Annotated in this window: 14 protein-coding genes; 3 read left to right on the top strand and 11 right to left on the bottom strand. The window is 65.0% G+C overall.

The genetic code is table 11. The annotated features are described in order from the left end of the window. Positions 1–46: 46 nt before the first annotated feature. Both metK and ACVIJ6_RS22315 read right to left on the bottom strand, forming a co-directional pair. Positions 47–1,243, bottom strand: a complete 1,197-nt coding sequence (gene metK / locus ACVIJ6_RS22320; protein WP_456774452.1) for a methionine adenosyltransferase — start codon at positions 1,241–1,243, stop codon at positions 47–49. Between the two features lie 74 nt (positions 1,244–1,317). Further along, positions 1,318–2,667, bottom strand: a complete 1,350-nt coding sequence (locus ACVIJ6_RS22315; RefSeq protein ID WP_012045612.1) for a hypothetical protein — start codon at positions 2,665–2,667, stop codon at positions 1,318–1,320. Positions 2,668–2,977: 310 nt separating this feature from the next. Here ACVIJ6_RS22315 and ACVIJ6_RS22310 point away from each other — a divergent pair, with 310 nt between their 5' ends. Further along, the gene (locus ACVIJ6_RS22310; protein WP_456774451.1) at positions 2,978–3,367 is read left to right on the top strand and encodes a DUF2147 domain-containing protein; all 390 of its coding nucleotides are present in this window, start codon (positions 2,978–2,980) and stop codon (positions 3,365–3,367) included. A 142-nt stretch (positions 3,368–3,509) separates the two neighbouring features. Here the strand turns inward: ACVIJ6_RS22310 and ACVIJ6_RS22305 are convergent, their stop codons facing one another. From ACVIJ6_RS22305 to ACVIJ6_RS22280, 6 genes are all read right to left on the bottom strand, one after another. After that, entirely contained in the window at positions 3,510–4,628 is a 1,119-nt protein-coding gene (locus tag ACVIJ6_RS22305) for a cobalamin-independent methionine synthase II family protein (protein ID WP_456774450.1), read from the bottom strand. A gap of 344 nt (positions 4,629–4,972) precedes the next feature. Continuing rightward, a complete protein-coding gene (locus ACVIJ6_RS22300) occupies positions 4,973–5,689 on the bottom strand; it encodes an ABC transporter ATP-binding protein (protein WP_456774449.1) in 717 nt (238 codons plus the stop codon). Then, complete coding sequence (locus tag ACVIJ6_RS22295) at positions 5,689–6,435, bottom strand: ABC transporter ATP-binding protein (protein WP_012045616.1); 747 nt, start codon at positions 6,433–6,435, stop codon at positions 5,689–5,691. Before ACVIJ6_RS22295 ends, ACVIJ6_RS22300 begins: the two co-directional genes overlap by 1 nt. Further along, positions 6,432–7,469, bottom strand: coding sequence for a branched-chain amino acid ABC transporter permease (locus tag ACVIJ6_RS22290; RefSeq protein ID WP_012045617.1), 1,038 nt, complete (start codon positions 7,467–7,469; stop codon positions 6,432–6,434). Before ACVIJ6_RS22290 ends, ACVIJ6_RS22295 begins: the two co-directional genes overlap by 4 nt. Positions 7,470–7,476: 7 nt before the next feature. Next, positions 7,477–8,346 (bottom strand): branched-chain amino acid ABC transporter permease, encoded by an 870-nt coding sequence (locus ACVIJ6_RS22285; protein WP_456774448.1) that lies wholly within the window; start codon positions 8,344–8,346, stop codon positions 7,477–7,479. A gap of 241 nt (positions 8,347–8,587) precedes the next feature. Continuing rightward, positions 8,588–9,766 carry an ABC transporter substrate-binding protein gene (locus ACVIJ6_RS22280; protein WP_456774447.1) on the bottom strand — a complete coding sequence of 393 codons (1,179 nt, stop codon included), beginning with the start codon at positions 9,764–9,766 and terminating at the stop codon, positions 8,588–8,590. Between the two features lie 284 nt (positions 9,767–10,050). On the opposite strand from ACVIJ6_RS22280, the gene ACVIJ6_RS22275 reads away from it, so the two are divergent. Further along, positions 10,051–10,347, top strand: coding sequence for a hypothetical protein (locus ACVIJ6_RS22275; RefSeq protein WP_456777055.1), 297 nt, complete (start codon positions 10,051–10,053; stop codon positions 10,345–10,347). A gap of 8 nt (positions 10,348–10,355) precedes the next feature. Here the strand turns inward: ACVIJ6_RS22275 and purU are convergent, their stop codons facing one another. Then, entirely contained in the window at positions 10,356–11,219 is an 864-nt protein-coding gene (purU, locus tag ACVIJ6_RS22270) for a formyltetrahydrofolate deformylase (protein WP_456774446.1), read from the bottom strand. A gap of 156 nt (positions 11,220–11,375) precedes the next feature. Here purU and ACVIJ6_RS22265 point away from each other — a divergent pair, with 156 nt between their 5' ends. Next, positions 11,376–12,218 carry a uroporphyrinogen-III synthase gene (locus ACVIJ6_RS22265; protein ID WP_456774445.1) on the top strand — a complete coding sequence of 281 codons (843 nt, stop codon included), beginning with the start codon at positions 11,376–11,378 and terminating at the stop codon, positions 12,216–12,218. A gap of 40 nt (positions 12,219–12,258) precedes the next feature. Here ACVIJ6_RS22265 and fcl read toward each other — a convergent pair whose 3' ends face one another. Then, positions 12,259–13,215: a GDP-L-fucose synthase gene (gene fcl, locus ACVIJ6_RS22260; protein WP_456774444.1), complete on the bottom strand. Its 957-nt coding sequence runs from the start codon at positions 13,213–13,215 to the stop codon at positions 12,259–12,261. After that, complete coding sequence (gmd, locus tag ACVIJ6_RS22255; protein ID WP_456774443.1) at positions 13,196–14,281, bottom strand: GDP-mannose 4,6-dehydratase; 1,086 nt, start codon at positions 14,279–14,281, stop codon at positions 13,196–13,198. Before gmd ends, fcl begins: the two co-directional genes overlap by 20 nt. Positions 14,282–14,352 lie beyond the last annotated feature (71 nt).

Below are 14,352 nucleotides of genomic sequence, written 5' to 3'. Positions count from 1 at the left end.
GCCATAACGCCTCAAACATCCAGGCGCGACGCGGCGCCTGCAGTGCTTACACCGCGCGCTTGAACGCTTCGGCGAGGTCGGTCTTCTCCCAGGAGAAGCCGCCTTCATTGTCGGGCGTGCGGCCGAAATGGCCGTAGGCCGCGGTGCGCGCGTAGATCGGACGGTTGAGGTCGAGATGCGAGCGGATGCCGCGCGGGGTGAGGTTCATCACCTCGGCCGCCGCCTTCTCGAGCTTGTCCTCCGAGACCTTCCCGGTGCCGTGGGTGTCGATATAGATCGACAGCGGCCGCGCCACGCCGATGGCGTAAGCGAGCTGCAGGGTGCAGCGGTCGGCGAGGCCGGCGGCGACGATGTTCTTGGCGAGGTAGCGCGCGGCATAAGCGGCCGAGCGGTCGACCTTGGTCGGGTCCTTGCCCGAGAACGCGCCGCCGCCATGCGGGGCCGCGCCACCATAGGTGTCGACGATGATCTTGCGGCCGGTCAGGCCGGTGTCGCCGTCGGGGCCGCCGATGAAGAACTTGCCGGTCGGGTTGATGTGCCAGATCGTGTCCTTGGTGATCCAGTCTTTCGGCAGCGCTTCGCGCACATAGGGCTCGACCCGCTCGCGGACCTGCGCCGAGGTCATGTCCTCGACCAGGTGCTGATGCGAGACGACGATCTCGCGCACGCCGACCGGCTTGCCATTCTCGTAGCGCACGGTGACCTGGCTCTTGGAATCCGGGCCCAGCACCTTCTCGACGCCCGAGTGGCGAGCTTCGGCGATCAGGCGCAGGATCTTGTGGGCGTAGAAGATCGGCGCCGGCATCAGATCAGGCGTCTCGTTGCAGGCGTAACCGAACATGATGCCCTGGTCGCCGGCGCCCTCTTCCTTCACTTCACCCGGCTGCAGCGCGTCGACGCCCTGCGCGATGTCGGCCGACTGCGGATGCAGCAGGATCTCGATGTCGCAGGTCTTCCAGTGGAAGCCTTCCTGCTCGTAGCCGATGTCCTTGATGGCCTCGCGGACGACGTGCTCGATATGCTCGTTGGTCACCGAGGCCGGGCCGCGGGTCTCGCCGGCGATCACGACCTTGTTGGTGGTGGCGAGCGTCTCGCAGGCGGCGCGGATCTGCCAGGGGTCGATGCCGGCCTTCGGCCCTTCGCGGTAGAACAGGTCGACGATCTCGTCGGAAATCCGGTCGCAGACCTTGTCCGGATGGCCCTCGGACACCGACTCCGAGGTGAACAGATATGACGCGCGCATCAAGCAACCCCTTCTTCGCCGCCCACGGCGGTCGTTGTATTGATCCCAAGTGACTTCGAGCGATCCCAAGGATGTCAGTCGCGACGCCGCGAGATGACGTAGGATTCGTCGTAGAACCACAGCCCGTTGTGCTTTCGCAGAACCTCTCTGGCGGCGTCGAGCGCACGAGACGAGTGGGCCACCTCGGTCAGGCGGTCTTCCTCGATCTGCGCGACATACACCGCCGCGTTCCAGGCTGCAAAGGCCGTCGAGGTTCCGATCGCACCGGTGACCTCGTTGGGCAGAGCCTCCATCTCATACCTGAAAATCGAGCGATTGTCCGCATAGGCGTTAAAATTTAGGTCTCGCCCACTGGAGCCCAGCTCGTATTTCACGGCGCGCAATAGCTCATGACGGCTGACCGAGAAAGGATTTTCTCCGGGCCAGACCGCCTGGATGATATCCAACCCCGGATCATGGCCGTGGGAGTGGATTCCGATCAGCCGGCCGCCCGGCTTCAGAGCCCGTGCCAGCGGCGCGATAATGCGCTTGGCGCGGAAATTGACCGACGAACGGGCGCGGTAGGGCTGTGACGCGATGATCAGGTCGAAATTGGCCTCGACCCGGCCGGCGCGCGGGATGATGCCGTCGAGCAGGAAGCGGTGGTCCTCGCGGTAGAGCACCAGCGCCACCGGGCGCTCATAGACCGGCATGCCGGTCCGCGGCGAGACATTGGCGCGCCAATTCTGCTCCAGGAACGGCTTCAACGCGGTGATCTGGGCCTCGAAATCCCCCGACGAATCGCCCTGCAGCACGACCTCGTGCCAGATCATCGAGGCGGCGACCGATGGCGAGGCCGGCGTCAGCCAGGGCGCCTCGGCATAGTTCATGTTGGTGATCACGAACACCGAGGCCGGATGCTCGAACAGCCGGTCCGGCACCTTTTCCAGGGTCAGCCGCACATCCTCCAGGCTCAGCTCCTTGCCGGCGACATAGAACGGAATGTGTGGAAAACGACCGTGCATGGTGCGCAGCACTTTCGACAGCACGGTGCCGTCGCCGACGCCAGCGTCGAACAGCCGCAGCGCCGGCGGCCTGGGATGGATGCTGGCGAGCTCGAGGCCGACGCGCTCGGCCACCACCCGCTTCTCGCTGCAGGTGTGCACGAACAGGAGATATTTCTGGCGGTTTTCGAAGAAGCGGAAATTGCTCTTGGGATCGCGCTTTTCGGGAACGACGTCGAGCCGCGGCGGCGGCAGGGTACCGGTCGAGGCCGCAATATAGGCCTGGATGCGATCGAGCGTATCGATGGTGATGCGCTTGCCCTCGCGCAGCCGGTGCACGAGTTTGCCGTCGTTGACCGCGCGGCGGCCAAACGTCGATTCCGCCATGTCCGATTGGCGGCAGAACTCCGTGATCTGAGCAAGCAGCTGGTCGTTCTTCATCCGGCCAAGACGGTGGGAAATGTGGGTGGGCCGGAGCCCGTTCGCCCAACGTCCTAGCACCTTCTGCCCACCGACGGGAAGGGCCTGCCCCCGGGCCTCTCCGGACGCAACACACCGGAGAGACCCCCGGGGCGCTCCGGAACCGAAACCCGCGCGCAGAGCCGGTCGCCGCGCCGTCATCGCCCGGAACGACCGAATCCTGTTATCCCTGACCGCCACATGGAAGACGACGCCAGCGACGTCGGCATGCCGCTCCGCCGACATGATCCGCCGGCAAAGTGGGCGTCGCGGACATTGCAGGGAGGCTCGCATGATCGGTCGGTTGATCCTTAGGCTAGGTCTCGGCGCGGGTGTCTTGCTCGCGCTGGCCTCAGGCCCGGCACACGCCGACGACGTCACCGGCGTCTGGCTGCGCGAGAGCGGCGCCTCGAAGGTGAAGTTCGCGCCCTGCGGCGGCGCCATCTGCGGCACGCTGGTCTGGATCAAGGAGGGCACGGACACGCCGGCCAAGGTCGGCCAGCGGCTGTTCTCCGACATGAAGTCGACCGGCCCCAACGCCTGGGCGGGCAGCTACAACAATCCCGATGACGGCAAGACCTATGATGCCAAGATGACGCTGTCGGGCGGCACGCTGACGACTGCGGGCTGCGCCTTCGGCGGCGTGATCTGCCGGTCCTCGACCTGGACGCGCGCGAACTAGCGGCAAACGGCTTCCCGAAAGGATCATGCTCAAGCAAGATCAGGAAGCGCTTCTGCAGCCACGCGGCACGATCCAGACGCAAAAAAAGGCCGGACCAGGCGGCGCCCGATCCGGCCTCATCATCCCTCACCTGGCGTGAGATTTACTTACCCCAGATCTCCTCGGCGAGTTCGACGCAGAGGCGCAGCTTGGCCCACTGCTCTTCCTCGCTCAGGATATTGCCTTCCTCGGTCGAGGCGAAGCCGCATTGCGGCGACAGCGCGAGCTGGTCGAGCGGGGCGAACTTCGACGCCTCTTCCAGGCGGCGCTTGATGTCGTCCTTCTTCTCGAGCTCGCCGACCTTCGAGGTGACGAGGCCGACGACGACGACCTTGTTGCCCTTCGGCAGGAAGCGCAGCGGCTCGAAACCGCCGGCACGCTCGCTGTCATATTCCAGGAAGTAGCCATCGTAGTTGGTGTTGGCGAGCATGGTCTCGGCGACCGGCTCGTAGCCGCCCGAGGAGATCCAGGTCGAGCGGAAATTGCCGCGGCAGACATGGGTGGTGATCGTCATGTCGGCCGGCCGCTCGGCGATCGCATAGTTGATGATGCGCGAATAGATCTGCTGCAGGCCATCCGGATTGTCGCCGCGCTCCCGTGCCTTCTTCAGCTCATCCTGCGAGCACAGATAGGCCCAGACGGTGTCGTCGAACTGCAGATAGCGGCAACCGGCGTCGTAGAATGCCTTCACGGCCTTGCGGTAGGTCTTGCCGAGATCCTCGTAGAAGGCGTCGAGATCGGGATAGACGTCCTTCGAGATCGATTTGCGGCCGCCACGGAAATGCAGCACCGCCGGCGACGGGATGGTCATCTTCGCCGTCACATGCGCCGTGTCGGCGTGCTTCTTGAGGAAGCGGAAGTGATCGAGCATTGGATGATCGTCCGGGAAGTCGAGCTTGCCGATCACGCGCACCGCGTCGTGGCGGGTCTGCACGCCGGTGAACTGGATGCCGGTGTCCGGATGAAACAGCTCGCAGCCGGTCAGCTTGGCCAGGAAGTCGAAATGCCACCAGGAGCGGCGGAACTCGCCGTCGGTCGCAAGCTTCAGGCCGGTCGAGGCCTGGCGGTGCACGACCTTCTCGATCTCCATGTCCTCGATCTTGCGGAGATCGTCGGCCGAGATTTCGCCCTTCTCCAGCTTGGCGCGGGCCTCTTTGATCTTCTGCGGGCGCAGCAGGCTGCCGACTTCATCGGCGCGGAAAGGGGGCTTGGTGCGTTGCATCTCTTCACTCCTTGGAAGTGTCGACGTCTTGGATGTGGTTGTTGGATCGGTTTAACCTAGACGAGCTGCTCCCTGGCCGGTGCCTGCGCGTCCTCAAGGCCACGGCCAGCCCTACCGCGTATCCGACCAGTATACAATTCCGTTCCGATCAGGATTGTGCACGCTGGGGTCGGTCCGCACAGGACAGCGGCTTGCATCCCGCTGCTGCTGTTCATTCTGCGGTCCAAGTTCCGATGATGCGCACAGCGGGCGATCATCCCGAACTCCGTATCGGTATACAGAATATCCCTCGCCTGCGACAGCCCTGCCCCGGTAGCCGCTGGACCACCCGAGGCGCCTGAGCGTCAGTGCGCCGCCGCGCTCGCAACCCCCAGATGCCGCTCCAGCGGCGCGGGGTCGGCCTTCAGCGCGCTGGAGGGCGCGTCGTGAACGATGGTGCCGCGCTCCAGGATCACGACGCGATCGGCCAGCGTGAGCAGCTTCTGCGCATGCTGCTCGACGATGATCGAGCACAGCCCGCCGGCGCGGCTGATGGTGCCGATCGCGGCCAGCAGTTCCTCGACAATGATCGGCGCCAGCCCCTCGGTCGGTTCGTCCAACAGCAGCACCTTGGGGTTCAAGGTCAGCGCGCGGCCGATCGCCAGCATCTGCTGCTCGCCGCCGGAGAGCTGGTTGCCGAAATTGTTGCGGCGCTCCTTGAGACGCGGAAACATCTCGTAGACGCGCTCCACCGTCCATGGTCCCGGCTGCGCCACCGCAGTCATGTTCTCCTCCACCGTGAGCGAGCGGAAGATGTTGCGCTCCTGCGGCACCCAGCCGATGCCGGCGCGGGCGCGCTGGTCGGCGCGCAGGCCGGAGATGTCGGTGCCGGCAAGCGCGATCTTGCCGGAAAAGCGCCGGGTCACGCCGACGATGGAATTGATCAGCGTGGTCTTGCCGGTGCCGTTGCGGCCGAGCAGCGCCAGCACCTGGCCTTCCGGGAGCTTCAGCGACATGTTCGGCAGCACGACCGCCTGGCCGTAGCCGGCACGCAGGTTCTCGATGGCGAGCAGATCGGTCATCACGCGGCCTCGCCGAGATAGACGGCCTTGACCTGCGGGTCGCGCGCGACCTCATCGGGCGCGCCCTCGACCAGCAGCGCACCGGAGACGAGAACCGAGATGCGGTCGGCAAAGGAGAAGACGAGGTCCATGTCGTGCTCGATCAAGAGCACCGTCACGTCACGCGGCAGCGCGGCTACGGCGGCGAGAATGTCCTTGCGCTCGCCCTCGGGCACGCCGGCAGCGGGCTCGTCGAGCAGCAGCACGCGCGGCTTGGCCGCGATCGCGACCGCGATCTCCAGCAGGCGCTGCTTGCCATAGGGCAAGGTCGAGGTGCGATCGTTCATCACGTCGAGCAGCCGGAAGCGCTCCAGGGTCTCGGCGATCTCGGCATTGATGTCGTCGCGCGTCCCCATGCGCCGCCACCAATTGCCGCCGCCGCCAAGCCGCTCGGAAACAGCGAGCCCGATCGTCTCCAACGGAGTCAGGTCCGGGTAGAGCTGGTTGATCTGGAAGGTGCGCGACAGGCCGCGCAGCACCCGCTTGTGCACCGGCAGATCGGTGATGTCCTGCCCTTCCAGCAGGATACGCCCTGCACTTGGCTCCAGCACGCCGGTTAGTTGATTGATCACGGTGGTCTTGCCCGCGCCGTTCGGGCCGATCAGCGCGTGCCGCGCGCCGGGCGCAATCTTGAGCGACAGATCGCGGGTGACGTGGAGGCCGCCGAAATGCTTGTCGAGGCCGCGCGTTTCCAAGGCGTAGGTCATGGCGCCTCGTTATCGGTGAGAGCCACCGCGGCCTTGCGGCCGGCGATCTGCCGGAGGACGAGATTGGGTAACCATAGCGCATAAGCGTGAATGCGATGGCGGCCGACGAGCACGATGACGACGAGCACCAGGCCGATCCAGAACATCCAGTATTGCGGCGTGATCCACTGGAACAGCTCCTGCAGCATCCGGAATACGGCAGCGCCGATCAACCCGCCATAGAGATAGCCGGAGCCGCCGATGACCAGCATCAGCACCAGATCGGCGGACCGCTCAAAGGAGAACACGTCGAGCGAGGCGAGCGCCGTGGTCTGGGTGAACAGCGCGCCGGCGATGCCGGCATAGAACGCCGCGACGGTGTAGATCGCGATCAGGCGCTTGTTGACGGGAATGCCGATCGCAGCCGCCCGCAACGGATTGTTCTTGATCGCGCGCAGCGACAGGCCGAACGGCGAATGCACGATCATCCGCGCCAGCAAGAACAGCACGAACAGCACTGCGAGCGCATAGAAGAAGCCGGTCTTGCCGAACATGTCGAAGGCGAACACGCCGAAGATCGGCTGGATGTCGATCCCTTGCAGACCGTCGGTGCCGCCGGTGATGTTGGAGAAGCGCTCCGCCAGCGCTTCCATGAGCAGTGCGATGCCGAGCGTGACCATCAGCCGCGTCAGGTCGGCGCCGCGGATCACAAGGAAGCTGGTGGCGAAGCCGAGCACCGTGGCGGCCAAGCCGGCCACGATCAACGCCAGTACCGGCTCGTTGATGAGGCCGTGCACCGACAGCAGGCCGGCGCAATAGGCGCCGACGCCGAAGAAGGCGGCGTGGCCCAGCGAGACAATGCCGGCATAGCCGAGGATCAGGTCGAGCGACAGCGCGAACAGCGCCAACCGCAGGATCTCGGTCATGATCAGATAGCGCGACGGGAATGCCAGTCCGACCGCCAGCACGACGATCCAGAAGGCGAACTCGCTCCAGTGCCAGCGGCCGTGCTGCCTGGCGTGAAAACCGACCTCGGTTTGTGCGTTCGTGGTCATGTGATCCTCACCGCGTCGCCGTGCGACCGAACAAGCCGTTCGGGCGCCAGATCAGGATCACGATCATGATGGTGTAGATGACGAACGGGCCGAGCTTCGGCACGTAGTATTTCCCGGCAACGTCGGCGACGCCAAGCAGCAGCGAAGCCAGGAACGGCCCGGTGATCGAGGACGAGCCGCCGACAGTGACCACGATCAGGAAGTAGATCATGAACTTCAGCGGGAAATATGGATCGAGGCCGAGGATTTCCGCGCTGAGTGCGCCGCCGAGGCCGGCGAGCCCGCAGCCGAACGCGAAGGTGAAGGCAAAGACCTGCGGCACGTTGATGCCGAGGCCGCTGGCGGCGCGCGGGTCATCGACCGCGGCGCGCAGCCGGCTGCCGAACCGGGTCTTGGACAGCACCAGCTGCAGCCCCACCGTGAGCAGGCCGCAGATCACGATGATCATCAGCCGATAGCGGCCGATGCCGACGCCGAAGATGTCGAACTGGCCCTGCAGAACCTCGGGCAGTTTGATGAAGATGCGCGACGAGCCCATGATGTAGTCGACCGAGGCGACCGTCATGAACACCAGCCCGATCGAGAACAAGACCTGGTCGAGATGGCTGCGCGCATAGAGATGCTGATAGAGCGTCCGCTCCAGCAGCGCCCCGATCATGGCGCTCGCGACGAAAGCCAGCGGCAGCGCGGCGAAGAACGGCCAGCCGACCCGGTTGACCAGCACGGCGCAGACATAGCCGCCGGCCATGGCGAAGGCGCCATGCGCCAGATTGACGAAGTTCATCAGGCCGAGCGTCACGGCCAGCCCGCAGGCCAGCACGAACAGCAGCATGCCATAGGCGACGCCGTCGAACAGATTGGTGAGGATGGAGGTCATTGAGTGTGCGCCGGTCCCCGGTCTCATCCCTTCGCCAGAAGGGCACGCGTGTCACGCCTTGCTCGGTCTGCGCCTCCCCCGCTTGCGGGGGAGGTCGGATCGCATCGACAGATGCGATACGGGTGGGGGAAATCTCTCCTCACGAACAACGCGCCGTGTGGCGTCCCCACCCCAGCCCTCCGCCGCAAGCGGGAGAGGGAGCGCACCGTCCGTGGTGCGCCCGACGCCGCTCACGCAGGCGTCACTTCTTCGCCTTGCCCGGATCCTTGACGGCGTCGAAGGTCTGGAACTCGACATTATAGAGCTCGCCGTCGACCTTCTCGACCTTGCGGATATAGACGTTCTGGACGATGTCCCGCGTTTCCGGATCGATCGAGATCGGGCCGCGCGGGCTCTCCCAGGCCATGCCCTTCATCGCCGCGAGCAGGGAGTCGCCATCGGTCTTGCCGCCGCTCTTCTTCAGGGCCTCATAGATCAGGTGAATGCCGTCATAGCCGCCAACCGCCATGAAGCCCGGGCGGCTGTTGAACGCCTTCTTATAGGCCGCGACGAACTCCTTGTTCTTCGCCGACGGATGCGCCGCCGAATAGATGTGCGCGGTGACCGCGCCGAGCACGGCGTCGCCCATGTCGTTGAGCAGGTCGTCGTCGGTGACGTCGCCCGGCCCGATCACCTTGATGCCGCTTTTGTCGAGACCGCGCTCGGCATATTGCTTCATGAAGTTGCCGCCCTGCCCGGCCGGCACGAACACGAACATCGCATCCGGCTTGGCGTCCTTCATGCGCTGCAGGAACGGCGCAAAGTCCGGGTTCTGGAGCGGAACCTTGACTTCCTCGACGATCTCGCCGCCACCGGCGGTGAAACGCTCCTTGAACGAGGCCAGCGCGTCATTGCCCGGCGCGTAGTCCGAGGTCAGGGTCGCGACCTTCTTGATGCCGTTCTTCACAGCCCAGTCGCCGATGATGGTGGAAGACTGCGGCAGCGTGAAGCTGGTGCGAACGATATAAGGCGACTTTTCGGTGATGATCGAAGTCCCCGCGGCCATCACGACCTCCGGGATCTTGCCCTGGGTGGCGAGCGGCGCGGCAGCGAACGCCGCCGGGGTCACGCCGAAGCCGGCAATGACGTTGACCTTGTCGTTGACGATCAACTCCTGCGCCAGCCGCTTGGTATTGTCGGGCAGCGCAGCGTCGTCCTTGAGGATGACCTGGATCTTCTTGCCGGCGACGGTGTCGCCGTTCTGCTGCATGTAAAGCTTGATCGCGTTGTCGATCTGCTTGCCGGTCGACGCCTGGCCGCCGGTCATCGGCACGATCAGGCCGATTTTGAACACGTCCTCGGCCCGCGCCGCACCGGACGCGAGCGCAGCCGCGGCCAATGCCGCACTGGCGAGCGTCAGTGTCTTGTTTCGCACGAACATTGAAACTACCTCCCTGGTCGGATCAGGACCGCAGCCCCCGGCCATTGTTGTCTCACCTGTGCGATCTCGTTCACGATATCGCGCGCGCATCGCTGCGGACTCGGCACGTTCTTGTCAATGGCGATCATGGGAGGCTTCGTGGACGATCGGTTTCTGAAACCGACCAGCGGCGGCACAAGAGGTACAATGATACTCAAACCATGGATCGGCCAAATTTTACCATTTGATGGCAAGCCGTTAGGGTCCGGGCCGCGGGGTGCCCGCGCATGAGAGGTCATCTGTCGATGCCGGCCAGCCGTCGATCCGCAACAAGACTGCCTGTGGCCATGATGGTGCTGACCACCCTCGTCCCGGCGTTATCCGGCTGCTCGTCAATCAATGCGACGGTCGGCGCGGGCATGGGCGACCTGATGCCGCAATGGGCGGGCGGCCTGCCGGCTGGCGCCCCACCCCGCCCCGGCACCGCCGAATACGACCGCTTCATGCAGGAGCGCGAGCGGCAACGGCAGCTGCCAGCCGCCGAGCGCGACAAGGGGACGCAGTCCGACACCAACGCCCAGGCGGCCGGCTCCGGCCGCTGACGGCTGCGTCAATCCATGAACACGACGGTCTTGCGGCCGTTGAGAATGACGCGGTCCTCAAGGTGGTAGCGGATCGCCCGCGCCAGCACCCGACGCTCGATGTCGCGCCCCTTGCGGACGAGATCATCCGGCGTATCGCGATGGCTGATGCGCTCGACATCCTGGTCGATGATCGGGCCTTCGTCGAGATCGCGGGTCACGTAATGGGCCGTCGCGCCGATCAGTTTGACACCGCGCTCATAGGCCTGGTGGTAGGGCTTGGCGCCCTTAAAGCCCGGCAGGAACGAATGGTGGATGTTGATGCAGCGGCCCGACAGGCTTGCTGACATCTCATCGGAGAGAATCTGCATGTAGCGCGCGAGCACGACGAGATCGGTCTTGGTCTCCTCGACCAACTTCAGGATCGCCTGCTCCTGGTCGCGCTTGGTCTCCTTGGTGACCGGCATGTGGTGAAACGGAATGTCGCCGAAATCGAGCCCGGCATAGGTCTCGCGCGGATGGTTGGAAACGATCGCGGTCGGGATCATCGACAGGTCACCGGTGCGCCAGCGATACAGGATATCGACCAGGCAATGGTCGAACTTCGAGACCAGCAGCATCACCCGGCGCTGCGCGGCGCGGTCGCGCATCTGCCAGTCCATCGAAAAGCGCTCGGCGATCGCCGCGAATCCGGTCTGCAGCGCCGGCAAGTTGACGGCGAGATCGGCGGCCGTGAACACCACCCGCATGAAGAAGTGATCCGTCTCGAAGTCGCCGAACTGCTGGGCGTCGAGAATGTTCTGACCGTTGTGGGCAAGGAAGGTCGAAACGGCCGAAACGATCCCGGGACGATCCGGGCAGGACAGGGTCAGGACATATTGGTGGTCGGACATGGCGATGACGTCACCGGACGGATGAGCTGAACATGAATGAGCGCCGGGCTTGGCGCCCGTTCGGGCCCTGCTCTATCACCCTCTGCACGCTTGCGCCAACGCTCGGCGCGGGGGCAGGATGAACAAAAGATCACTCCTCAAGCTTTGAGCATGGCCATGGCAGACAGGCTGACCGGCAACCGCATCCTGATCCTGGAAACCCGCGAGGAGGCGCAGTTCTCCCGGCTGCTCGCCGAGCAAGGCGCCGACGTGCTGCAATGTCCGATGTTCACGATCCAGGACGCGCCGGACCCGGCTCCGGTCGAGGCCTGGATCCATCGCTGCATCGAACGGCCTTTTGACGACCTGGTGTTGATGACCGGCGAGGGGTTGCGGCGGCTGATGACGGTGGTGCGCCGAATCGGGGTCGAGCCCGAATTCGTCGCGGCGCTGGGCAAGGCCCGCAAATTCACCCGCGGGCCGAAGCCGGGGCGCGCCTTGCGCGAGCTCGGGCTCGAGTCCCAGGTCACGACCGAGAAACCGACGTCGGAAGGCGTCGTCGAACTGCTGGCGCGATACGATCTGAAAGGCCATCGCCTCGGCTTGCAGCTCTATCCCGACAAGGATCATTCGGCGCTGATCGGCGCCATCCGGGCGGCGGGGGCCGACGTCGATCCGGTGCTGCCCTACGTCTATGACGCCAAGGCGGCGGACGCGAACATCCTGACCGCGATCGACGAGATGACCGCCGGCAAGGTCGATGCGATCGCGCTGACCAGCTCCGGCCAGCCGCGTCGGCTGTTCGACGTCGCCAAGGCGCATGGCGTCGAGGACCGGCTGCGACAGGGTCTGGCCCGCACACAGATTGCTTCCGTAGGGCCCGTGGTGACGGAGGAGCTCGCCGCGCACGGCCTTGCGCCATCGATCGTGCCGGCGGGAGAGGCCTATTTCATGAAGCCGCTGATCTCGGCGATGGCGACGGCGCTGGGCGTGAAGGCGCAGCGGACCGCGCCGAACTAACGGCGTCGTCCCGGCGCAAGGCCGGGACGAGACCGGCGTGTTAGGCGGCAGCCTGCCCCGTCTCACGCAGGAACGCCTGGTAGGCGAGCCTGATCCCCTCCTCCAGGGGCGTCGTCGCGCGCCAGCCGAGCGCGGCGAGGCGCGAGACGTCGAGCAGCTTGCGCGGCGTGCCATCCGGCCGTGACGGATCGAAGCTGATGCGGCCCCGGTAGCCCACCGCGGCCGCGACCACACGGGCGAAATCGGCAATGGTGATGTCCTCGCCGGTGCCGATATTGACCAGTTCGGGCGCCGAATAGGTCTTCATGAGGTGCAGGCAGGCATCGGCCATGTCGTCGACATAGAGAAATTCGCGCCGCGGCGTGCCGGTGCCCCACACCACGACCTCGGCAGCATCAGCGCGCTTCGCCTCGTGGAAGCGCCGGATCAGCGCCGCGACGACATGGCTGTATTCGGGATGATAATTGTCGCCCGGGCCATACAGATTGGTCGGCATCACATTGATGAAGTCGGCGCCATATTGGCTGCGATAGGCCTCGACCATCTTGATGCCGGCGATCTTGGCGATCGCATAGGGCTCGTTGGTCGGCTCCAATGCTCCGGTGAGCATCGCGTCCTCGCGCAAGGGCTGCGCGGCGAGCTTCGGATAGATGCAGGAGGACCCGAGAAACATCAGCTTCTCGACGCCATTCATATGCGCGGCGTGAATGACATTGGTCGCAATCGCGAGATTGTCATAGATGAACTCGGCCCGCAGCGTGTTGTTGGCGACGATTCCGCCGACCTTTGCCGCAGCCAGGAACACCACTTGCGGCTTGGCGTGGGCAAACCATGCGAACACGGCGGCCTGGTCACGCAGATCGACCTCGCTGCGCGGCACCGTCATGAGCGCGACGTTCTCGCGCGCCAGACGCCGCACCAGCGCGCTGCCGACCATGCCGCGATGACCGGCGACGAAGACGCGTTTTCCCGTGAGCTCAAAGCGTGTTGCTGCCACGAGCCGCCTCCCGCCGCGCCGCGACGAGGTCGCTCGCAACCATTTCCTTGACCAGTTGCGCGAAGCTGGTCTTCGGCGTCCAGCCGAGCTTGTCACGCGCCTTACTGCAATCGCCGATCAGGAGATCGACCTCGGTCGGCCGGAAATAATTCGGATCGATACGCACCACCGCCTTGCCGGACCGGCAGTCGATGCCCGTCTCCTCGACACCCTCACCGCGCCATTCGATCCGGCGATCGACCTCGGCGAAGGCAAGCTCGACCAACTCGCGCACCGAATGCGCCTCGCCGGTCGCCAGCACAAAATCATCCGGCACATCCGCCTGCAGGATCCGGTGCATGCCCTCGACATAGTCGCGGGCATGGCCCCAGTCACGCTTGGCCTCGAGATTGCCGAGATAGATGGCCTCCTCCAGACCGGCCTCGATGCGGGCGACGCCGCGGGTGATCTTGCGCGTCACGAAGGTCTCGCCGCGGATCGGGCTCTCATGATTGAACAAGATGCCGTTGCAGGCGAACATCCCGTAAGCCTCGCGGTAATTCACGGTGATCCAGTAGCCGTAGAGCTTGGCACAGCCATAGGGCGAGCGCGGATAGAATGGCGTCGTCTCCCGCTGCGGAATCTCTTGGACCAGCCCATAGAGCTCGGACGTCGACGCCTGATAGAACCGGGTCTGTTTCTCCATGCCGAGAATGCGAATGGCTTCCAACAGGCGAAGAACACCGAGCGCGTCGGCGTTGGCGGTGTATTCCGGGCTCTCGAAGCTGACGCCGACATGGCTCTGTGCGGCGAGATTGTAGATCTCGTCGGGGCGGATCTGCTGCACCAGCCGGATCAAATTGGTCGAGTCGGTCATGTCGCCATGATGCAGCAGAAACGGCACATTGCCTTCATGCGGGTCCTGGTAGAGATGATCGACCCGTCCGGTGTTGAACGACGACGATCGCCGCTTGATGCCATGCACGGTATAGCCGAGCCCGAGCAGGTACTCGGCGAGGTAAGCGCCGTCCTGCCCGGTCACGCCGGTGATCAGCGCCACCCGGCCGCTGCAATCCTTGCCCGCCATAACCACTCCAACATCGTCGCCGCCCTGCGGGCCAAGTTCCCGACGAGCAGTCCATAGCTGCCGCCGCCGGT

This window comes from Bradyrhizobium sp. USDA 4369 (genome assembly GCF_054056435.1).
Note: the sequence above shows the minus strand (reverse complement) of the source record. Positions and strands in the feature narration are given on the sequence as shown.

Excerpts from the sequence above, each read along its gene's own strand:
- ACVIJ6_RS22290 (WP_012045617.1), bottom strand. The coding sequence starts at position 7,469 with ATGACCACGAACGCACAAACCGAGGTCGGTTTTCACGCCAGGCAGCAC.
- ACVIJ6_RS22300 (WP_456774449.1), bottom strand. The coding sequence starts at position 5,689 with ATGACCGATCTGCTCGCCATCGAGAACCTGCGTGCCGGCTACGGCCAG.
- ACVIJ6_RS22285 (WP_456774448.1), bottom strand. The coding sequence starts at position 8,346 with ATGACCTCCATCCTCACCAATCTGTTCGACGGCGTCGCCTATGGCATG.
- ACVIJ6_RS22305 (WP_456774450.1), bottom strand. The coding sequence starts at position 4,628 with ATGCAACGCACCAAGCCCCCTTTCCGCGCCGATGAAGTCGGCAGCCTG.
- ACVIJ6_RS22295 (WP_012045616.1), bottom strand. The coding sequence starts at position 6,435 with ATGACCTACGCCTTGGAAACGCGCGGCCTCGACAAGCATTTCGGCGGC.
- ACVIJ6_RS22310 (WP_456774451.1), top strand. The coding sequence starts at position 2,978 with ATGATCGGTCGGTTGATCCTTAGGCTAGGTCTCGGCGCGGGTGTCTTG.
- ACVIJ6_RS22315 (WP_012045612.1), bottom strand. The coding sequence starts at position 2,667 with ATGAAGAACGACCAGCTGCTTGCTCAGATCACGGAGTTCTGCCGCCAA.
- purU (WP_456774446.1), bottom strand. The coding sequence starts at position 11,219 with ATGTCCGACCACCAATATGTCCTGACCCTGTCCTGCCCGGATCGTCCC.
- gmd (WP_456774443.1), bottom strand. The coding sequence starts at position 14,281 with ATGGCGGGCAAGGATTGCAGCGGCCGGGTGGCGCTGATCACCGGCGTG.
- ACVIJ6_RS22280 (WP_456774447.1), bottom strand. The coding sequence starts at position 9,766 with ATGTTCGTGCGAAACAAGACACTGACGCTCGCCAGTGCGGCATTGGCC.
- ACVIJ6_RS22275 (WP_456777055.1), top strand. The coding sequence starts at position 10,051 with ATGCCGGCCAGCCGTCGATCCGCAACAAGACTGCCTGTGGCCATGATG.
- ACVIJ6_RS22265 (WP_456774445.1), top strand. The coding sequence starts at position 11,376 with ATGGCAGACAGGCTGACCGGCAACCGCATCCTGATCCTGGAAACCCGC.
- metK (WP_456774452.1), bottom strand. The coding sequence starts at position 1,243 with ATGCGCGCGTCATATCTGTTCACCTCGGAGTCGGTGTCCGAGGGCCAT.